At 44.2% G+C, this 20,912-nt stretch carries 15 protein-coding genes; 9 read left to right on the plus strand and 6 right to left on the minus strand.

Annotated features, from left to right (window positions below; all coding sequences use genetic code 11):
* Positions 1-61: 61 nt before the first annotated feature.
* Both J2Z28_RS12710 and J2Z28_RS12715 read left to right on the plus strand, forming a co-directional pair.
* On the plus strand, positions 62-1,051 hold the full coding sequence (locus J2Z28_RS12710; RefSeq protein ID WP_211082779.1) for an ABC transporter substrate-binding protein: 990 nt from the start codon (positions 62-64) through the stop codon (positions 1,049-1,051).
* A gap of 34 nt (positions 1,052-1,085) precedes the next feature.
* Positions 1,086-2,129, plus strand: coding sequence for an NAD(P)/FAD-dependent oxidoreductase (locus J2Z28_RS12715; protein WP_211082780.1), 1,044 nt, complete (start codon positions 1,086-1,088; stop codon positions 2,127-2,129).
* Positions 2,130-2,269: 140 nt separating this feature from the next.
* Here J2Z28_RS12715 and J2Z28_RS12720 read toward each other — a convergent pair whose 3' ends face one another.
* Positions 2,270-3,232, minus strand: coding sequence for an endo-1,4-beta-xylanase (locus tag J2Z28_RS12720; RefSeq protein WP_211082781.1), 963 nt, complete (start codon positions 3,230-3,232; stop codon positions 2,270-2,272).
* Between the two features lie 261 nt (positions 3,233-3,493).
* Here J2Z28_RS12720 and J2Z28_RS12725 point away from each other — a divergent pair, with 261 nt between their 5' ends.
* Entirely contained in the window at positions 3,494-5,788 is a 2,295-nt protein-coding gene (locus J2Z28_RS12725; RefSeq protein WP_211082782.1) for a 5'-nucleotidase C-terminal domain-containing protein, read from the plus strand.
* A 173-nt stretch (positions 5,789-5,961) separates the two neighbouring features.
* On the opposite strand, the gene J2Z28_RS12730 is transcribed toward J2Z28_RS12725, so the two are convergent.
* On the minus strand, positions 5,962-6,900 hold the full coding sequence (locus J2Z28_RS12730) for a macrolide 2'-phosphotransferase (RefSeq protein ID WP_211082783.1): 939 nt from the start codon (positions 6,898-6,900) through the stop codon (positions 5,962-5,964).
* 433 nt (positions 6,901-7,333) lie between these two features.
* Here J2Z28_RS12730 and J2Z28_RS12735 point away from each other — a divergent pair, with 433 nt between their 5' ends.
* The 4 genes from J2Z28_RS12735 (at position 7,334) to J2Z28_RS12750 (ending at position 14,242) form a co-directional block, all read left to right on the plus strand.
* Entirely contained in the window at positions 7,334-7,690 is a 357-nt protein-coding gene (locus J2Z28_RS12735; RefSeq protein WP_211082784.1) for a hypothetical protein, read from the plus strand.
* 233 nt (positions 7,691-7,923) lie between these two features.
* Positions 7,924-9,369, plus strand: a complete 1,446-nt coding sequence (locus J2Z28_RS12740) for a DEAD/DEAH box helicase (protein ID WP_211082785.1) — start codon at positions 7,924-7,926, stop codon at positions 9,367-9,369.
* Positions 9,370-9,677: 308 nt separating this feature from the next.
* Positions 9,678-12,779: an AAA domain-containing protein gene (locus tag J2Z28_RS12745; RefSeq protein WP_211082786.1), complete on the plus strand. Its 3,102-nt coding sequence runs from the start codon at positions 9,678-9,680 to the stop codon at positions 12,777-12,779.
* A gap of 215 nt (positions 12,780-12,994) precedes the next feature.
* Positions 12,995-14,242, plus strand: coding sequence for a TerD family protein (locus J2Z28_RS12750; protein ID WP_211082787.1), 1,248 nt, complete (start codon positions 12,995-12,997; stop codon positions 14,240-14,242).
* Between the two features lie 145 nt (positions 14,243-14,387).
* Here J2Z28_RS12750 and J2Z28_RS12755 read toward each other — a convergent pair whose 3' ends face one another.
* Positions 14,388-15,800, minus strand: a complete 1,413-nt coding sequence (locus tag J2Z28_RS12755; protein ID WP_211082788.1) for a DKNYY domain-containing protein — start codon at positions 15,798-15,800, stop codon at positions 14,388-14,390.
* A 245-nt stretch (positions 15,801-16,045) separates the two neighbouring features.
* Between J2Z28_RS12755 and J2Z28_RS12760 the strand changes: the two genes are divergently transcribed.
* Complete coding sequence (locus J2Z28_RS12760; protein WP_211082789.1) at positions 16,046-17,914, plus strand: AbfB domain-containing protein; 1,869 nt, start codon at positions 16,046-16,048, stop codon at positions 17,912-17,914.
* Positions 17,915-18,082: 168 nt separating this feature from the next.
* Here the strand turns inward: J2Z28_RS12760 and J2Z28_RS12765 are convergent, their stop codons facing one another.
* Positions 18,083-18,676, minus strand: a complete 594-nt coding sequence (locus J2Z28_RS12765; RefSeq protein WP_211082790.1) for a hypothetical protein — start codon at positions 18,674-18,676, stop codon at positions 18,083-18,085.
* 268 nt (positions 18,677-18,944) lie between these two features.
* On the opposite strand from J2Z28_RS12765, the gene J2Z28_RS12770 reads away from it, so the two are divergent.
* The gene (locus J2Z28_RS12770; RefSeq protein WP_211082791.1) at positions 18,945-19,805 is read left to right on the plus strand and encodes a GNAT family N-acetyltransferase; all 861 of its coding nucleotides are present in this window, start codon (positions 18,945-18,947) and stop codon (positions 19,803-19,805) included.
* Between the two features lie 49 nt (positions 19,806-19,854).
* Here J2Z28_RS12770 and J2Z28_RS12775 read toward each other — a convergent pair whose 3' ends face one another.
* The gene (locus tag J2Z28_RS12775) at positions 19,855-20,394 is read right to left on the minus strand and encodes a hypothetical protein (protein WP_211082792.1); all 540 of its coding nucleotides are present in this window, start codon (positions 20,392-20,394) and stop codon (positions 19,855-19,857) included.
* A gap of 184 nt (positions 20,395-20,578) precedes the next feature.
* Positions 20,579-20,848: a CD3324 family protein gene (locus J2Z28_RS12780; RefSeq protein WP_036611734.1), complete on the minus strand. Its 270-nt coding sequence runs from the start codon at positions 20,846-20,848 to the stop codon at positions 20,579-20,581.
* Positions 20,849-20,912 lie beyond the last annotated feature (64 nt).

A 20,912-nucleotide genomic window follows, 5' to 3' on the forward strand; every position in this document is an offset into this window, starting at 1 on the left:
ATTACACTTGATTTATTGATAATGATTATCAGTAAATGCTTCATCATACAGGGGGATATTCATGATACACAACATGTCGAGACTCACCACGCTGCTCACTTTATGTTTAGTGGTATTGGTGGCAACAGCTTGTGGTAAAACAGCGGATACAGCCAACAACACAGCGGCGCAGAACACCAGTCAAACGACCACCCAATCCGAGGAAAAAGGAACCCAGATGGCTACCGATGCTTATGGTAATCAGGTGGAGATTCCCATAGCGCCCAAACGCATCGTATACACCGACAACACGGTTGGAGATCTGTTGATTTTCGGTATCAAGCCTGTAGGTGTAGTACAACAAGGTTTGCAATACGCGACGTATAAAGACGAACTGAAAGATGTGGCAGATATCGGATGGCCGCCAAGTCCCGAGAAGATTGTGGAACTTCAGCCCGATCTGATTATTACATCAACTCCAGACCAAAAGCAGAATGAGACCCTCTCCAAGATCGCACCAGTGATCCTGACCAATGAATGGGACCCTATGCCTGTTCGGATCAATCGTCTGGGTGAATGGCTTGGCAACAAGCAAGTACCAGAAGAGTTTCTTGCACAGCATAATGCAAAGATTGTGAAGATGTGGAACGATCTACAGCAGGATGGCACCATTGAGAAGGACGAGACGGCATCGGTATTCCAATACATGATCGGCCAGAAAAGATTAAGTGTGTACACGACCAGTTACCTGCCCGGTTTCGTGTATAACGAAGATGGATTCAAGCCAACCGCAGCGATTCAGAAAATGATTGATGACCCGGATGACTATGGATATGCCAATATTTCCATTGAACAGCTGCCCGAAATTGCCGGGGACCGGATATTCATTGTGTATTACAGTGACGAAGAACTGAAGGAAGTCGAGAACATGACCAAAGGTCCTGTATGGAGCCAACTGCCCGCTATCAAAGCCGGTAAAGTGTATTTCGTAAATGGCGGTCTTGGGATATCGACAGATCCACTGGCAAGGGAAGAACTGATCAAACAACTGCCAATCATGCTCAAAAAATAATGGGATTGTACCCAACCAATTATGGAGGTAAGTAATGACAGATTCACTTGAACTGTATGATGTGACCATCATCGGTGGAGGACCCGCCGGGTTGTACACGGCTTTTTATAGTGGCATGAGAGAACTGAAGACCAAGGTTATCGAAGCACAGCATGAACTGGGCGGAAGAGTCCTGACGTATCCTGAGAAAATGATATGGGATGTCGGGGCCATGCCTCCAATTCGTGGGGAACAGCTCATTGCGCAGTTGATTGGACAAGCCCGTACATTCGATCCTACGATTGTTCTCGGACAGCGGATTGTCGGCATGCAGCGTCAGGAGGATGGAGCCATTCTCCTGACCGCTGATCAAGGCGAGCAACATCTGACCAAGACCGTGATTCTGGCTATTGGGTACGGAGAGCGCCAGAACGTCAAGCTTGAGATTGAAGGAGCAGATCGCTTCGAAGTGACCAACCTGCACTACACGGTTCAGGAACTGGAACGCTTCCGTAACCAGCGGGTATTAATCTCAGGTGGAGGCGATTCTGCTGTAGACTGGGCCAATGAGTTACAACCCATAGCCAGTAGCGTAACGATCGTTCATCGCCGTGATCACTTTGGCGGTCTGGAGCGCAGTGTTACGATGATGAAGAACTCCTCCGTTCAAGTTCGGACACCCTATACTATAGAAGCGCTCCACAGTAGCGATGGGACACAAATTAATCGTGTATCACTCGTCCATAGCGAGACTTCAGAGCAAGAGCAGCTGGAGGTCGATGCGGTTATCGTCAATCACGGTATGAAGTGCAACTATGGTACCATCCGGGAATGGGGACTGAATCTGGGTGAATGGAACCTGGAGGTGGAAGCAGATATGACGACCAACCTTCCCGGCGTATATGCCGCAGGTGATTTTGTTGCCTATGATAGCAAAGTTGAATTACTCGCAGGCACCTTCACCAGTGGTATCCTTGCACTGAACAGTGCCAAGCGTTATATACAACCCGACGCTTCTCCAATGGCTTATGTCTCCTCACACAATGAGCTGTTCAAAGAGAAAAATAGCGCCTTGGGTGTGGTTGAGGAAGAAGTTTAAAACGGTTAACACATAGAAACACCCTTCTGCACACCAAATAGCGCCATGTTCCCATGCTTAACATGTGGAACAGGCGCTATTTGGTGTTATATACTAGTCATCGGAATCACAAGGGAGCTCAGATTCGTGCAAACGCACGCTTAAGGATTGTTCGCCAGGTAATTTCTCAGCCATTGCATAGCTGGACGTTCTGTACCGTTGCTATTAACCAGATGTGAACCATTTACCCACGTTTGCCCCTGATTGTAGCCCCACAGCGTCACGCCTTTAACGGCAGAATGCTTCCAAAGCACAGGGAATTTCTGCTGATAACGCTGCAATTGTGTATTATCGTCACCTGTCATATCCAGCTCGGATACATAGATTGGCAACCCTGTCGCTGCAAGCTTGTTCAATACCGTGTTCATCGTGCTCACAGAAACGTTGTCCATATTGAAGTAATGCGCTTGGATTCCAATACCATCAACCAGACCTCTGTTTTTCAAAAGGTTGATAATCTGGATATATTGGTCCGCTTTAGCGGGATCACCGATAATACCATATTCATTAATTAACAATTTGGAGTTAGGGAAGGCTTGTCTCGCCTGCTCGAATGACCAGATGACCCAGTCCCAACCCGTTGCCCCATCTCCACCAATGGCATTGCGGTAGGATGGTTTCGCATGCAGAGGTTCGTTCACAACATCAACGAAGGCAGACTTCGAATACCGCTGTCCTGCGGCCTTAATCCATTGTGTCACTTCAGCTTTCTGATCAGCGGCTGAGAGACTGTTAATCCAATTTGGCTGTTGATTTCCCCATACGAGCGTATGGAATTTGAACGGAAATCCGTTGTTGTTAGCATAGTTGTAGGCCATGTCCGCCTGGCCCCAATTCATTACGTTGCGTGTGCCTTCCACAGCATCCCACTTGGTTGAGTTCTCCGGAGTTACCTGATTCCAATACGGGCTAAAATTTGAAGGAACCTGGCTAGCTATAATATTGCCCAAAAATTTGCTGCCTTTCGCCAAACCAGCACTCACACTACCAACCGCAACAGAAGCAGCGAGAATCCCTACCAACGCCAGTGAGCCGACTGTTTTGAACCACTTAGACTTAATCAATGATTTTCCTCCTTAGTATTCTTTTTTTGTAAAGCGCTTACAAACATCATTTTACTGGATAATTTTGGTTTTTAACACCTGTCAAATTATAGTATTTTATTGTAAAAAAATAGAATTCAGTGCCTTTTCTGAAGTTATTTATAGAATCACACTCTTAAATCCAACATAACTCTTACATTGGAGTTTACATTCCCCACATGTTTATCTAGTATGAAATGATACATATCTTTACACATACTAGATAACAAGGGAGATTACAACATGCGCAAAATTTCAACAAAACGTTTCGCCGGATGGCCTTTATCGTTCCTCTTATGTGCCTCCATTTTGTTTGCCCCTTTTGCTTCCACTCCGGTTCAGGCTGCTGAGGCAGACAAGGAGACTAAGATCACGTTGCTGGGAACATCCGATATACATGGTCGATTTATGCCGTGGGACTATGCTCTGGACGGTCCGAACCCAACGGGAAGCATGACTCAACTCTATACTATTGTGAAAAAAGTGCGTGCGGAGAATCCCAATACGATCCTGCTGGATGCAGGAGACATGATTCAGGATAACTCGGCTGAGTTGTTCAATGATCAACCTCAATCTCCCATGATGGTTGCAATGAACGAAATGAAATATGACGCATGGGTTATGGGTAACCATGAGTTTAACTTTGGACTGGACGTACTGGAGAAGATCTCTTCCCAATTCAATGGACAGCCTCTCGTGGGTAACATTTTCAAAGAAAACGGCGACCGTTACATGCCTGCCTATACGATTATCGAGAAAGACGGAATCAAAGTGGGTGTTATCGGAATGAACACACCTATGATTACCGAGTTTGAGAAAGGGACGGATCACCTGGACGGCATCATCGTCAAAGATCCTGTGGAAGAGACCAAGAAGGCCATTGCTGAGCTGAAAGGCAAAGTCGATGTCATGGTTGGACTCATGCATATGGGATTGGATAACGAGAACGGAAATCCGGGCACCGGAGTGACGGATATCGCCAACGCCAACCCGGAGCTGGCTGCCATTTTTGCCGGACACATGCATACCTTGATTGAATCCCAAACGGTTAACGGCGTATTGATCTCCGAACCGAATAAATATGGCTCACATATCTCTCGAATTGATCTGACATTCGAAAAAGACGGCGACAAAGTTGTGCTGAAAAGCAAAGAAGCTCAAGCTCTCGCTGTAAAAGCAGCCGACGGAACATATGAAGTCTCCGATCCTGCGCTGGAAGAGACATTGCACCCGTTCCACGAGTTCGCTCGTGCCGATGCCAATATTGAAGTGGCTGAACTAAAAGGAACGAACCTGGTCCCTGCTGATGAGATTAAAGGTATCCCTGCGGTGCAGATCCAGGAAACACCTTTGTCTGATTTTTTCACCGAAGTGATGTTGCATTACAGTGATGCCGATGTGGTCGCGCACCAGATTGATAACGATAAGGCCAAGCTGGATGTAGGTCCGATCAAGAAAAAGGATATTGCGTTCAACTACCAATACACTTTTGGTGAAGTGACCGTATATGAAGTAACCGGACGTGATCTAATGGATTATATGGAGTGGTCTGCGGGGTACTTCAACTCCACACGTCCGGGTGATGTGACCGTCAGCTTTGATCCGAAACGACGTGCTTCCAAATACAGCACCGATGATTTCTTCGGTGGCGTAACATATGAGATTGACCTGACCAAACCATACGGTAGTCGGATTACAAATCTCAAGTACAGCGATGGGTCAGTGGTAAAAGAAGACGATACGTTAAAACTTGGCATGAACGCCTATCGAATGGAAGCCCTGATTGCCAAAGGCGGCGCGATGGAAGGACGTAAGTTCAAGCAGCTATGGTCCTCCAAGGATGCTTCGGCATTTGGTGAGATTCAAGGTACGATTCGCAACCTGTCCATCGCCTATCTGAAAGATGTCATGAAAGGTGTCTACGAACCGAAGATTCAACACAACTGGAAAATCACCGGCGTAGACCTGACTGCACCGGAACGTGCAGATGTGGTGGAGTTAGTTAACGATGGCATCATGTCTGTGCCGACAACGGAAGATGGCAAGTACACCAACATTGCCTCCATTAACATTTTGGATGCGGTGACTCAAGAAGAGATTGATACGCTATCTGCCAAAGCAGGTGTGAGTGCAGCACAATTCGCAGGCGTGAAAACCAAGGGAGCGTTCTATCAACAGCTGAACAAAGCTCGCAAATCGTCAGGCAATGGCGAGGGAGCAACTACTCCTACACCTGAGAAGCCGACAACGCCAACAGTACCAAAACCAACACCAACTCCAGGCACGTCGAAACCTGGTAAACCATCAACACCAAGCACTGGTAAACCGGGAACTGTCATCAAAGGCAAACAAGCCAAGGTTACTGCGGCTTACCTGAACGTACGCGCTGGCGCTTCATCCAAAGCAAAAGTCGTTGCTGCGGTACCAAAGGGCACTGTGCTTGAGGTGATCAGTACAGACAAGTATGGCTGGGTAAAAGTGAAGCTGGATGGACGTGTAGCATTTGTATACGGGAAATATGTGAGTATTTTGAAATAAATACAATCGTGACGCACCACGCTTAACGAAAAAGAAAAAGGGCGATCCCTCCCATGGACATCATGGAAGGGATCGCCCTTTGTTATGTTAACGAACCGTTATGAGTATTGCTGCAACTGCTTTGCGAGAGTACGTGCCATAACGGGTGAACGAATTATATATACCTTCGATACTCAACCTCTCTTCACATCCCAGTTCGCAAGCATGCCTCTCGCCATCTCCATGTCGGACCCCTTTCCTGTAATTAGTGCAAACTTGGCAACAATTGCAGGATAAGCTGCCCACTGCTCCCGAATATGCTCCAGCATCTTGGGCCATGTTCTTCCCCCTGCCTTCTCATAACGACTCAAAAGCTCACGCAGCCCCTCCTCCTGAAAGAGTGCGTAGTAGATGACAAAGTCCTTACCCGGATCTGCAATCTCCGCTTCCGTCCAATCAATAAGTCCAGTTACTCGCTGGGCATCATCGACAATAATATGCGGCGGATGCAGATCACCATGGATGAACGCCGAGTGCTGCGGCCAATAGCTATTTTTAGAAAGCCATACCGTCCAACGTTCAACTAGCTTGGTTGGCACCGTAAAGTTCTGCTTAATCTCCTCTATATTGGCTGCAAATTCTTTGCGAGCTTCCATAGGTGTCTTGATCCGCACTCCACCTTTCTTCGCCTTGTCGGGATCGATGTTATGCAGTGTGGCGAGAGTCGTAGCTAGTGAATCCAGGAATGAATCAGATAAGCCATCCTGAGGGAATCGCCATACATACCCTCCCCCTGCGGGATCCACAACTGCGATCGGATCACCTTCAAGTAAAGGATAAGCTATCAACTCTGGCGTGAAGATCCTCCAATCCGGTACTTGTGCGGGTATATTTCCTCGGACCACATCCAGCACCTTGTGCTCATTCTCGGCTCGCTCCCATACGTCTTCGCGTCGCGGCTGGCGCAGAACCCATCTGCGGCCTTCTTCATCCGTGGCGAATGCTACACGAAAATCCATCCCCGACTCGTTGATCTCTAAGGATTCCTCAACGATAAGAAGTCCGTTCTGTTTTGCTAAAAATAATAGTTCCTTTTGAATTGCCAAATTCTCATTCAAGTTCGGTTTTGTCATATCAGGTACTCCCCTTTTCCTTGATAAAATAAAAAACACAGACATGTTCGCCTGTGCAGTTCATTTCGGATGTTGGCATACCTGAATGCTCACAAAAAATAGTAGTACATCAAAGAACCACTTCAAAGAGTGATTCTTTCACGACGACTAGCGGCATACGTGTAAAATGGCAAACCGATCCCGATGAACTGCACACAGGCAGTAAACAGCAAGCGTAAACAGACGTTTTTCGCCACACTATCTCAATCGGGAAAAATTTTGCACACGTATCCCTCCGTTCAGTAAGTTAACCATATGCTAACATATTCCAAATTTCAGTTCCAGACTGAATCAAATGATTTTGGTTCTTTTTATTGATATACAGGAACTTCGTCGCCTCAGGTAACGTCCATAGTTATAGATGCATTAAAAAGGATGAGAGGTGAGTAACCCAATGTCCATTACACGAAGGTTATCCTTACTACCAGTCATCATGCTCCTGTTAACCCTTGGATGTGCAGAGAAGTCCGTAGAACAAGGGAAAGAGAAGCCACATGTGCGAGGAATTATTACGGATTTTGAGGAAGAAAGAGGTCAGGTACTCATAGAGAATAAAGAGGATCACGGTGTTGATTCTGGACCGATTTGGGTCTCTCTCAGCAAGGACGCCGATCTCATCATCGAAGGAAAGACTGTCACCGTCTCTTTGGATGAGACACTCGTTGGTCGAAGTGCAGAAGTGTGGATCAATGGAGTTATAGCTCAATCTTACCCTCCCCAAACCAAGGCTGTAAAAATGGTCATTCATTAACACCAAGCAAAATACGCCGATACATTTCGTTTCACGTGGAACGTTATGATACACATACGAATAGCAACAAACGTTACTCCCTCAAATCAAAAATCCTGAAAACAATTTACACACTTGAAGCATTTACTCCGTTAGCCTGCCTGCATATAGAGTATAATGAAGAGGTATACGATAAATGTACGGTGCAATGCTTGTATGTAGAGTATTCAAAACTAACGCAAAAGAGGTAAACGATGAGCGAGCAACAATTTAAAGATTATGGACTTGGTGAAGAGATCGTAAAAGCACTGGACAGTCTGGGCTATGAGACACCAACCGAGGTTCAAACCAAAGTTATTCCGGTAGCACTGGAGAATCAGGATCTTGTGGTCAAATCACAGACAGGCAGTGGTAAAACAGCCGCCTACGGCATTCCGCTCTGCGAGCTGGTGGATTGGAATGAGAATAAGCCACAGGCTTTGATTCTTACACCAACCCGGGAACTGGCTTTGCAGGTTAACGAAGATATTACGAATATCGGCCGCTTTAAGCGTATTAAAGCAACCGCACTATACGGACAGTCCCCTTTCCATATCCAAAAAGCAGAGTTAAAACAAAGAACCCACGTGGCTGTTGGTACACCAGGTCGGGTACTGGATCATATCGAACGAGGCACGCTGCCACTCGAACGGATCGCGTATCTCGTCATTGACGAGGCGGATGAGATGTTGAATATGGGCTTTATTGAGACAGTACAGTCCATCATTCAGAAACTGCCGAAGGAGCGCGTAACGATGTTGTTCTCCGCTACGTTCCCTGAAGATGTAGCCAAGCTGTCACGCAAATACATGAACAAACCGGTGGAGATTGAGATCAAAGCAAGTGGACTGACAACAGCCACGATTGAACATGCTGTGATTAACATACCAGAGGTGAACAAAACCGCACTGCTTCAAGACTTGTTCATTGTGGAAAATCCGGATAGCTGCATTGTGTTCTGCCGTACGCAGGAGAATGTGGATAAACTGTTCCGGGTCATGGCTGACCTTGACTACCCAGCAGATCGTATCCATGGTGGTATGGAGCAGGATGAGCGGATCGAAGTAATGAACGCATTCCGACGCGGACAATTCCGCTATCTGATCGCGACAGATGTAGCCGCACGTGGTATTGATATCACAAATATTACCCATGTCATCAACTACGATATTCCTTTGGAAAAAGAGGGATATGTTCACCGTACAGGCCGTACGGGTCGCGCAGGCAAAACAGGTAAAGCCATTACGTTGATTACACCGAAAGATGGCAGACGTCTGGCGGAGATTGAATCCTATATTGGATTCGAAATCCCTGTCGTGAAGGCTCCTTCCGAAGAAGCTGTAGATCGCCGCAGAGAAGATTTTGAGAAGCGATTGAAGATTGTACCTGAACGCAAAAAGGACAAGCGTGAACAGCTGAACCAACAGATCATGAAGCTGAACTTCAACGGAGGCAAGAAGAAGAAACTTCGTGCCGTTGACTTTGTAGGTACCATCGCCAAGCTTGAAGGGGTAACCGCAGACGACATCGGGATCATTACGATTCTTGATAATGTGACGGATGTAGAGATCCTGAACGGCAAAGGCCCACTCGTACTGGAGCTCATGCAAAACACAACGATCAAAAAGATGCAGCTCAAGGTTCGTAAAGGTCATAAATAGTTTGGTAAATGTCGTACTGCCTTCCTAAACACTTTAAACAAGACAAGCAGACCTGCTAACATGAAGTTATGACGGGTCTGCTTGTCGTTATTAGATTGTATTTATTGCAATAAAGAAGCATTCGAGTTTACCTATCAACTGATACGTTGGAACGCTTACAAGTAGGGCGAAATGACTGACAGCGGAAAGTCCATGGTATGATTAGAAGAAGTCAAATCGTATATGAATGATTGGTACATTAGTGTAGTGAAGCTCTCTAAGGTTGAAGAGCTTTTCTTTTTGTCTTCAGATGATAATGGGGGGAGAACATGAATAAAAAGAAAGATATTTTAAATGCTTGGATTACGATAGAGCAGCTATCCGAAGGATCTATTAAGAAAGAAAAACCGCTAAAGCTCTTACATACCATGGAAGAAGACTGGAATTCGTTTTTTAGAGACTTTTTAATTAAACAAAAAGAACAACAAAATGTAGAAGATAAGATCTATAAAAATTCGGGTTTAGTATTATATTTTGATATTTTCGAATTTGAAGAGGTTGTTGAAATATTGAGGGAGAAGCACAAGATCGAAAAAACCCACGAAGAAGTTAGTAAATCAGACAAATTCACCTTCGCTATATATTTTGATAACCAATTAGAATTTATAGCAGACAAATTATTCTTTACCATGAGCGGTTATATCCGCCAACATGGTGATTTACCAGAAGATTTTTCGAAATTTGAAAACTCATTCAGAGAAGATTTGAGTAGTAAATTTGAAGATGGCTTTAACAGTGCCATTTCTGAACTTTTGCAAAAGTATAATGTTTCCACTAATAATTTTCGCTATGCATTTGTGAAAAACTTAGATAATGGAGAAGTAAATTTACATTCGTTTTTCATTGAAGATCTGAATAAGGCAAAGGTAATCACTACTAAAAATTTAGATCGTTATTTTAATGGCTTTTCGGGATTCAGGCAGAATTTAGATGGAAATAAAAAGTCACTTCATTTTAACTCACAAATTTTTGAGACAAACAGTTTACAACCTAAATATTACCCGTTAGGACGTTTTCCAAGTAACCCTGCTTTTGCACTCTCATTCATGCAACAGGTTGCGGTGAATCTAGCATTACACGATAAAAATGAGATTCGTAGTGTCAATGGTCCTCCAGGAACAGGAAAAACAACTCTGTTAAAAGATATTTTTGCTGATTTGGTGGTTCAACAGGCAGTGGAAATGGTGCAACTTTCTGATAAAACGATAAAAAGAAGTTTAGTTTATTGGCAAAGTGCTAAAATTGGTATTTTACCATCCTCCATTTCAGATAAAAATATTGTTGTTGCAAGTTCAAACAATGGGGCAGTCCAAAACATTGTTAAGGAGTTACCAAAGAAAGAAACGATTGCTGACGATTTTCAAAAGCAATTGGATGAAGCAGATTATTTCAAAGATATATCTAATTCTAAACTAACAGGTGAAGGTTTCGGAAAAAATCGTGAGATTAAAAAGGAGACTTTAAATGAGGAGAATTGGGGTGTATTCTCGTTAGAGGGTGGTGCGTCAACAAATGTGAACAAGCTACTTTTAAGCATAGAAGCAATTGAGAAAGATCTAGAAGATAATTATCAATCCAGTACAGGTGAAGGTGTCTATCAAGAATTCTCCCGTCTCTATAAGGAATTGAAAATCGAAAGAGAAAAAATGCAGGAATATAGCGAGAAAATACATTCACTTCAAAAATTAAAAACCAAGTATACCAAGCAAAATATTGCTTTTGAACAAGAAGAAAAAAAGAAACGTACAAGTTTAATCACACAAGAAGCAGAAGCGACGCGTGAATTTGAAAGACTGAGACAAGAAAGTTTAAATCTTCAAGATGATATATCGAGTGCTTCTATTGAGATAGAAAACCTAATCGATCCACAAGCTCAAGCTAAAAGAAATTATGATGTAGTCACTTCACAAAAACCAAGCCCTTTGTGGTTTCATAAAATATTTAATCGACCCAAAGTTGAGCAGTACTTCAAAAATCTGAATGATGCGAATGATCATTTAAATGATCTATCTAAACAAAAAACGAAATGGTTGAATGAGCGCATCCGACTCGAAAATAGGTTAAAAGAAACTGCTACAAAAAGTGAGCATATTCAAAAACAAACCCAGGACACAAAAGCAGACTTCGAACGTTGGATGATTACTCAACATAACGCTTTAGAAAAATCGACACAAGAAATTGCAGTACTGGAAAACCTAAAATCTCAAAGTGGCATTAAGGAACTAGATTTTTCACTATCCTATGATGAACTTCAAAAGTCTAACCCATGGTTTACAATGCAATTTCGTAAATTACAATCAGAGTTGTTTATTTCAGCTTTAAAAGTTAGAAAGCAATTTCTGTATGAGAACAGAAAGAGTTTGAAAGCCGCGAGGATTATCTGGAGCAAACCGTCTGAATACATTGGAAAAGAGAACGGACTTCAGTTAATTTCGGAATCATGGCAATGGTTGAATTTGGCTATCCCTGTTATCAGCACGACTTTTGCTAGTTTTGGGAGAATGTTTAAGAATCTTAATGAAAACTCAATAGGCAATTTATTCATAGACGAGGCTGGTCAAGCACTACCACAAGCTAGTGTTGGCGCAATCTATAGAAGCAAAAAGGTTATGGTGGTCGGCGATCCTTCACAAATACAACCAGTAATGACGTTAGACTCAAATGTGCTGACCTTGATCGGAAGAATTTACAATGTTGATGAAAAATTTGTCTCTGCTGATGCTTCTACTCAAACCATTGTGGATGCCACAAGTCAGTATGGTTTTCAAAAAAATGAGGATGAATGGATTGGTATACCTCTTTGGGTGCACAGACGTTCGGACTATCCGATGTTTACGATTTCAAATAAAATATCGTATGACGATTTGATGGTACAAGGTAAATCAGAAGATGAGGCACAAGGTACATCACGATGGTATGACTCAACGGGGAAAGCAAATGATAAATTTGTTAAAGAACAAGCTGATTTACTGAAAAGTCTAATTGATAAACGTTTGCAAGATGACCCGAATTTAGCGGATGAAATTTATGTTATCACTCCATTTAGCAATGTGGCTAATAAACTTGTACAAGTATTAGATGGAATTGGCTTCACAAAACGAGAAAATGGAAAAACAACGAACATTGGAACTGTTCATACTTTTCAAGGGAAAGAGGCCAAGATTGTCTACTTTGTTCTTGGGGCTGACTCTGATAGCAGTGGGGCGGCAAGATGGGCTGTCTCTGTTCCAAATATGATGAATGTTGCAGCTACACGAGCAAAAAAAGAATTTTATATTATTGGCGATAAGAAATTATATGCCTCCATCGGTAGTGAAGTAGCAAATAAAACGATTTCAATTATTGACGACTATAACAATGATGTGGTCTGAAATGATCCTACGCTGTACCAAAAGTGACAGTATTTTTGTGGAACAGGGGTTTCCTTGAGTTACTTTCTACGAAAATGTCTGTTACCGTAGATAATATAACTTCAAGCGGGCAGAGTGCCTCACTCTGCCTAATAATTATTGAGTATGTATTGATTTAATGGCACTATTAAAGAGTCTATTTATATTAAGAACTGTTATAGAATGGAGTGGTACACATGAATCAGTATCTTCAGATGGGGGCCAACACCACCCTGAGTGCAGCAAAAGGCAGCATTGTCATTAGCCATGCAATTTCTAGTTTAATAGATATTTCTTTAACAGCATTCCTTTTAACAGATTCAGATAAGGTGCAAGGGGATCATGGCATTATATTTTATAATCAACCAACAAGTTCATCAGGTGTAGCTACGCTCATGCCATCTGAGTTAGTTGGCAATACCAAAGTACATAAAATTAATTTTGATATGAGTAAAGTTCCTGAAGGTATTACAAAAATAGCGATAACTCTTACGGAGGACCATAGTACCGGATTTGCCAATGTAAAAAATTTAGAAGCCTTGATTCATAGCGGAGATACGACGATTCAGTTAACCCCATCCAGCTTCACCACTGAAAATGGCATTGTTGTATTGGAATTATATTTAAGGAATGGTCAGACCAAGGTCAAATCCATCTGGCGCGGCTTCAATTCCGGTCTTGAAGGATTATGTAAAAATTACGGAGTTGAGGTTGAAACTGATGAGCAAATTAAGCCTTCTGCACCCCAAACTGCTCAACATACGACAGTAAAAGAACCTGATCCAACGGTAAGTGTCTCTGAACACAAACAAAGTCAGCCGTCCTTGTCGTCGATCAACCTCCAAAAGGTAAAAGGCAATATAAATCTGGATAAAGGGCAACCGCCCGTGATCATTGATAAATCCCCGGAAATTACAGCAACTGTATCTTGGGAGACGGGGACCGATTATGATATATATGCTTTGGTCTACACCAAGGGTGGCAAGCAGATTGATGTGGCTATGTTTGGCGCAAAAGGAACGCCACCTCTCAAAAGCTATGGTAACGGGATCGTCGAACATACGGGGGATGTTGGAAGAGGTAACCAGTCAACGAAGACAGAAACGATTAAATTAAGGTTAACCGATGATATTCTCGCCGTGGTTCCTGTGGTGTATTCGGCGCAATCCAATGGAACAGGCTCCTTCTACAAATACAAGGTGTCCATGAGTATCGATAATCTGAATGGAACGTCCGTTACAATCTCCGCTAAGAATGCAAATAATAATAATCGGATTTATACCTGTGTGCCCGGAATACTTCATAATACGCCAGATGGAGTAATTATAAGCCCATTGGAGCTTTACAGTAAAAAGAATTCAGAGTTCAGACCTAAGCTTAAGATGGGATCTTCAAAGATGGTAGAAGTTGAAATGGATAAAGGACCCTTAAATAATTATAAATAGTTTATCTAGAGATACAGATTAGTAACAGTAGACTCACCCTAAAATGAAGACAGCCGCAGTTTATGACTTGAAGTAAAGTCTTAGACCGCGGCTATTTAAGGTACTGAAGACCAGTCTTTTTGAATACGCAATCTTACTGTCCGACTTACCTCTTCTTTTTCCGCACTGCACCGCTTTCCACCGTATACCGAAATAGCGCATCTTCCGCGCCCCCGATATCATCCGTAACCTGAAACGTTGCTGCATCTCCCGCCTTATAAACCCCACCCGTCACAAAGCTGAACACCACATGGCCATCTTTGCCCCAATATCGATTCAGCATGACAAATGTACTGCCGTTAACGCCCTTTACCGTGCGGTTGCCATTGGCATTATATAGACCATTCTTGTCCATTGCCCAACTCTGGGGATCGGCATCAAATAGATGTGTAAAGCTGGCACGATCGATATGTTTATTCGGTTTCCCCCATAGATACACCCGATCAACATCCACTGCCCAACTGCCGGAAGGTGTTATTAACTCAAACGTTGCAGCATCAGCTCCCTTGATCATCTGAAGCACATCGTCTGGATGACCGAAAAGCTGACTTGTCCGAACAACCTCGGTACGGTACACATGTTGCTGATCCTTGGAAAGTCCAAGATGCTCCGTTCCGGCATACGTTTCAAAGTGCTGAGCGTCAGCTCCATCCACACGGTAACCGTTGTAATACACATGATTTCGGTCACGTCCAAAAGGTCCACCTAGTGACTGGAACGTATTCGGGTCTGCTCCTTTTACAGTACGCCATTGAAAATAAACATGTTCCCGGTCCCGTGCAAACTGCTCGTCCAACGGTTCAAAGGTAGACCTGTCTGCTCCACGAATAAGGTTGAATACCGCTTTTGCTTCTCGATGAGCCGTACCGCCCCATTCGGTTTTATAAAAAATAGACGACTCTGTCTCATACCAATTCCCTGTGATCTGCGTAGCGCCCTCTGCACTGCGGGCATAATGATTATGCCACCAGCCAGGTACGTCGAGATGATGTTCTTGCAGCCATGCCCTCACCTCATCCTTGTCCCCATTCGCATAACGAAGAGAGCTGGACAGATGGAACAGATGGTCCTTGTCGGTGCAATAGTCGTGATGAGCAATCACAGAGTTCGTATCAATATCCTCAAATAGATGAAAATGCGTGCTGCTCTTTACATATAAATAACGTTGGTCCTGAGCAAAGTAGGGCGTATCCGGCAATAGCCGAAAGCTGTCCGGATCTGAGTCAGGTACGGCCTGATCTTCCAGATAGACGTACTGAGAGTCGCAGCAGTAATCTTCATCGATCACACGAAAAGCTTCCGTATCCCGACTGAACAAACTCGCCTTATTCTTGCGGGCATTGAACCACCATATCCCCTGACGATCACGCAGATAGGCAAAGGTCAACCATCCCTTTGTATACGTAGAGATGACTTCAAAATCCTGAGCGGTAATACCTCCTTTAATCGGAGTACTCGCTCCATCTTCTTCATTTTGCAATATCACCTGAAGGTCTTCATCTACAATAAACTTGTCCATGACGGTCCACCCTCCAACCATGATGTGAATTCAGTCTAGCTTTATTTTAACGTGTGTATTTGATCCTCTCTACATCATCGTACTTGATATTTAGGAACATTTCCTCCGCTCTCACCGCTCAAGCTCGATGTAATGCCGTTTTGTTCAGCAATGGATGGATTGTTCACTTGAAAATGAGTCTGGCCGAACTACAATATAAATGAAAGCGCTATATTTAATTTGATATCTTTCGGGAGGTGTATGTAATGGGTAACAGGAAAGCGGTCTGGTTTCTGGTCTTCGCACTCACGTTCACCCTGTTCGGACTTCATCCTGAACGGACAAGCGCAGCAAGTGTCACCATAACCAATGGGACCGATTGGCTCGACACCGCAGGCAACCCCATCCATGCGAACAGCGGCAACATTCTGCAGGTAGGCTCGACGTATTATCTGTACGGTGAACATGCGGTGGGCGGCAGGTTTGACAGCGTGAACGTCTACACCTCCACTGATCTGAAGAACTGGACTTTCAGCAACGCTATTCTGACGAAAGATTCCGCAACCGAGCTGGCCTCCAGCAAAATTGAACGCCCCAAAGTCATCTATAACGCCTCCACCAACCAGTATGTGCTCTGGGCACACTATGAGAACGGTACGGACTACAACCTCGGGCGTGTAGCGGTCGCAACAAGTAATAACCCGAATGGCAAATTCACCTATGAGGGCAGTTTCCGTCCAATGAATTATGAATCCCGTGACATGACCGTCTTTGTTGATACAGATGGATCAGGTTATCTGGTTACTGCTTCACGCAAAAATGGCGGTGCCAATGATACGATCGCTATTTTCAAAATGAATGCAAGTTACACCGGAATACAATCCTTTGAGGGCTGGCTGTTCGAGAACGCCTACCGTGAAGCGCCTGCTGTTGTGAAAAAAGGCAACCGTTACTACCTCTTCACCTCCCAAGCCGCTGGCTGGTATCCGAATCAGGGTGCTTATGCTACAGCAACTTCCATGACGGGTCCATGGACTGCGCTTACACCATATGGCAATCCATCTGCCTTCGGTTCGCAGATTCATGATATTGCCACGATTACAGGCAGCAACACCACATCCTACATCTACATGGCGGATCGCTGGAATCCGATGAACCTCGGAGAGCATAAACATATCTGGTTGCCGCTAACCTTGAATGATTCGAACGGAACAGCATCACTGGAGTGGTATACAACGTGGAATATCGACGCAGTAACGGGTGCGGTAACACCGCCTGCTCTCGTCAATCATGCACAAGGCAAAACAGCTACCGCCAGCTCCACAGCCTCCGGTTCGTCTGCATCCAACGTCAATGATGGCAATTACCAGACTTCATGGGTGGCTTCCTCCAATAGCTGGCCTGCCTGGTGGCAGGTGGACTTCGGCGCACCGAAGACGATCACCGAGATCGACACGTCCTGGTTTATGTATAAAGGTTCCGAAGGGTACTACAAATACAAAATTGAAATTAGCAACGATGGAGTCAATTACTCCACCTTGGATCGCACCAACAATCTGACCTATGGTTTTACGACCGATGCTGTGCATTTCACAGCCCGTTATGTGCGGATTAATATGGTGAACGCGGTCTTGTGGAATAATCCGGGGAACTGGTACACCCCAACCCTGCACGAGGTCAAAATGTTGGGTCCTGCAACACCGGAAGCCACAGGTTACAGCCGTTTCAGTTCACACAACGTTCCGGATCGATACATCCGTCATGCCAATTACACCGCTCGCGTGGATGCCAACGTCTCCCCTGTTCTGGATTCACAGTTCCGCGTCGTACCAGGTCTTGCAAGCTCCACGGGAATTTCACTGGAGTCCATTAACTTCCCAGGCTACTTTCTGAAGCGTATTGCCAGCAACAAAATTGTACTTGAAGCATATGCGGACACTGCCGCCTATAAGGAAGATGCTACGTTCCTAAGCAGTCCTGGTTGGGCTGATAGCACCAAAGTATCCCTTCAATCGTACAGTCAACCCGGATATTACATCCGGCATTATGACTACGTGTTACAGCTCGATGCGATCACCGCATCCAGCAGCTCGACTGTGAAGAGTGATGCTACGTTTGGGCGAACCAATTTCTAATGAACTAACTGGATGGTAATGGGATGAGCTGAACGTTGGACACCAGAATCTACGTCTTAACCAAGAAAGGCCACTTCTTCAGAACAGAATCTTCTGAGAAGCAGCCTTCTTTGGGTTGCGGACAAACCAAAGAGCAGGTGTTTGCCAGATTCACAGACACTTCATGAACTACAGTGAATTATTAATGATTTCTGTGAAGGGCTTCATGTTGTACGTATCATCCTGAATCCGCCATTCTCCCTGATCCTGCAAAAAGGTGATATCGCCCGATAACGGAATAGACTTGAACTCCTTGCCGTTCTCGTCTGTAAATTTCAGATCTAGCGTGTACTCCACAAGAATCCAGTCGCTCTTGTTATCTTTGATCTTGGTTTGTATATTTTCAGGATGCAATTTCGCTTGTTCGATGTGTGCAACCTGAAGAGGCAAGACAATATATCGATTAGCCATATAAGCCTCATAATTCCTGGAGGTCAGGAACGGCTTCATGGTGTCTCCTTTGGCCAATAACCCTTCCATCTCTAACGTATCCTCATAGTCCTTGCCATCCACAGTGAGTTCTGTTGTCTTATACTCCAGTGACATTTCGAGCGCTTGTTGCTGCTCCTCCGCAGTCGCCTTCTGGTCCTCCGTATCACTTGGCTGTTCCGTTGCTGGTGGAGTGACGGGTTCAGTGCGTTCCGCTGGTTCAGATGGTGTACATCCCATTAACATGGCGGTGGAAAGAAATAATGTACCCATCACATAAGCCAACTTGCGCATGGTTAATCCCTCCCTTTCTGGTCAGTATTACTCTCAATTATCCCTTCAATAGGATATAATGTCCAGTTATTGGACACATCTGAACAGGCATCCAGTGAATTACATCCATTGGGTGTCATCTTCATCATAGATTGTGTTATAGTCATCGGGAAGTGATTTGGAGGAGATAATGATGATGATCAAAATTGCAACTGGACCAACTCTCGAAGGACAGCGCCTGCGGGTCCAATAACTGCGTGTTTCCTTCAACAATGAAGGTGTGAAAGCTATGTCAACTTATCAAGTCGTTCCTATGATCTATGATTCCAAGGAACAGATTGAAGCTATTATTTTACTCGAACAACAATGTAAACAGCTTGATTCCATTCATCTGAAAGCAGACCTTGACCATATTAGCAAAAAAGACGGAGACCATGCACTCCTCTGTTATCACCACGGTGATTTGGTAGGACTACTCAGTTGGTATCCATCCGACGGCGTAACGGGGAATATTAATGCCATCGTACACCCAGATTTTCGTCGCCAAGGTGTGTTCAGCAGCCTACTGAAACGAGCCATCCTGGACATGAAACCACAAGGAATTAACCAACTCAGTTATCGCGTTCCTCAGGGCTTATCTCCGGGTGTTCATACTGCCCAATCCCTTGGAGCCATTTATGATCGTGCGGAGTACTCGATGCAACTTGTGAATGAAGTCCTTTCGGTTGTAGAGCCACCTGAACTAACGTTGTCCGTGGCAGAAACCGAGGATATGGAGTTTATGGTCATTTGCTCCTCCCAAGCCTTTGGAGATTCGGAGGACTGGACACGCGAGTACTTTATGCAAACAAATGAACCCAGCCGAGTCACCTATATTGCATGGCAGAATCAACTGCCTGTTGGGCTGGTACGGGTCAACTCCATTAATGCAACAACCGCATTTATTCATAACTTCTGTATCTTGCCTGCTTATCAGGGACAGAAACTGGGGCGCACTGCGCTTAGCATCCTGGTTGATCTCCTAAGGAAACAAAGTTACACAGATATTCGCTTATCCGTTGTTACCGAGAACAAACGTGCTTTTAATCTGTACCGCAGTGTTGGTTTTGAAGTGAATTCTGAGTATCACTATTTCAACGGTAGTTTATAAAAGGCAGTAGAGAGAGATCGTTTTCCTCATTGGGAGATGGTCTCTCTTTTTATATATTGGAGAATTGAAAAATCAATTTATAACCATCGAACGTTTGCCCGTACATCTCCCGATAGTTACCTTTAGTATAATTATCCACTGTTTTTCGCCAGAAAGATTGGCCAATCTTATTTTTCTCCGATGGATTGGTGAACAACTCCCAGTTTCCTCTAAACATGCCGAAGATCGTCGATGCCACGTGTTCAGCAACGCCTACACCTCGAAACGGCTGCATCAGAAAGAAGTCATGTACAAAGAAATTCGTGCCTTGTGAACAATATGGCGGAGTAGCTATGAACGCAAAACCTGCCGGTATGCTATCCACAATCATGAGGAACGGATAAAGACACTCCGGTTTTTCCCACCATATGTTCTGGACGTTATACTGATCCTGCAAAGTTATATAATCAGGACTTGGTTCGAAAATGCCATGTTCATTCGGGGTATGCTCTCCACCCAGACCATAATGTCCAGATAGGTCATGAAGGTATAGTGGGTACATAATCACATACGCCTCGTCCTTATTCGTTAATTTCACTTCTATATTCATATTCACCAACCTCACCAGATGATTTGAAAACTTATTTCAAGAACTCTCATCGCATATCCTAATACCGTCAATTTAATCGTACGCGTAGTTAACAACCTCGAATATGTAAAAAACCTTTAATAACCATTCTTTATTCTTACAGGAAAAAGCCACATTCGATTGCTCGAACATGGCTTCTATAGTTTCATCCCTTTTTGCAATACACAATTTTCTTGATGCTATCGATGGATAAACAGTATTGGTCCGCAAGCTGATCGATGGTTGTTCCGGCAGCAAAAAGCTGGCGGATCTCGTCGTTCCGCTCCCGGACAATCCTTCTGCCACCCGAATTCTCGCCCCACTTCTTGTGGGCATCCTTGGGCCTCGGAATATAGATCAAGCCACCAGAGATATGACGCTGTATTTCTTTGAGTAATTCTTCCGGGAAGATTGTATCCGCATTAATATATTTCACGTTGCTCCACTCCTTAAAAGTTAAAATCTTTAAGGCAGCAGAGTCGTACAATGAACACATTGGA

The sequence above is a fragment of the Paenibacillus xylanexedens genome, from assembly GCF_017874615.1.
Lineage (GTDB): Bacteria > Bacillota > Bacilli > Paenibacillales > Paenibacillaceae > Paenibacillus > Paenibacillus xylanexedens.

Coding starts and splice junctions, on each gene's coding strand:
- J2Z28_RS12710 (WP_211082779.1), top strand. CDS start 62: ATGATACACAACATGTCGAGACTCACCACGCTGCTCACTTTATGTTTA.
- J2Z28_RS12715 (WP_211082780.1), top strand. CDS start 1,086: ATGACAGATTCACTTGAACTGTATGATGTGACCATCATCGGTGGAGGA.
- J2Z28_RS12725 (WP_211082782.1), top strand. CDS start 3,494: ATGCGCAAAATTTCAACAAAACGTTTCGCCGGATGGCCTTTATCGTTC.
- J2Z28_RS12730 (WP_211082783.1), bottom strand. CDS start 6,900: ATGACAAAACCGAACTTGAATGAGAATTTGGCAATTCAAAAGGAACTA.
- J2Z28_RS12735 (WP_211082784.1), top strand. CDS start 7,334: ATGTCCATTACACGAAGGTTATCCTTACTACCAGTCATCATGCTCCTG.
- J2Z28_RS12740 (WP_211082785.1), top strand. CDS start 7,924: ATGAGCGAGCAACAATTTAAAGATTATGGACTTGGTGAAGAGATCGTA.
- J2Z28_RS12745 (WP_211082786.1), top strand. CDS start 9,678: ATGAATAAAAAGAAAGATATTTTAAATGCTTGGATTACGATAGAGCAG.
- J2Z28_RS12750 (WP_211082787.1), top strand. CDS start 12,995: ATGAATCAGTATCTTCAGATGGGGGCCAACACCACCCTGAGTGCAGCA.
- J2Z28_RS12755 (WP_211082788.1), bottom strand. CDS start 15,800: ATGGACAAGTTTATTGTAGATGAAGACCTTCAGGTGATATTGCAAAAT.
- J2Z28_RS12760 (WP_211082789.1), top strand. CDS start 16,046: ATGGGTAACAGGAAAGCGGTCTGGTTTCTGGTCTTCGCACTCACGTTC.
- J2Z28_RS12765 (WP_211082790.1), bottom strand. CDS start 18,676: ATGCGCAAGTTGGCTTATGTGATGGGTACATTATTTCTTTCCACCGCC.
- J2Z28_RS12770 (WP_211082791.1), top strand. CDS start 18,945: ATGTCAACTTATCAAGTCGTTCCTATGATCTATGATTCCAAGGAACAG.
- J2Z28_RS12775 (WP_211082792.1), bottom strand. CDS start 20,394: ATGAATATAGAAGTGAAATTAACGAATAAGGACGAGGCGTATGTGATT.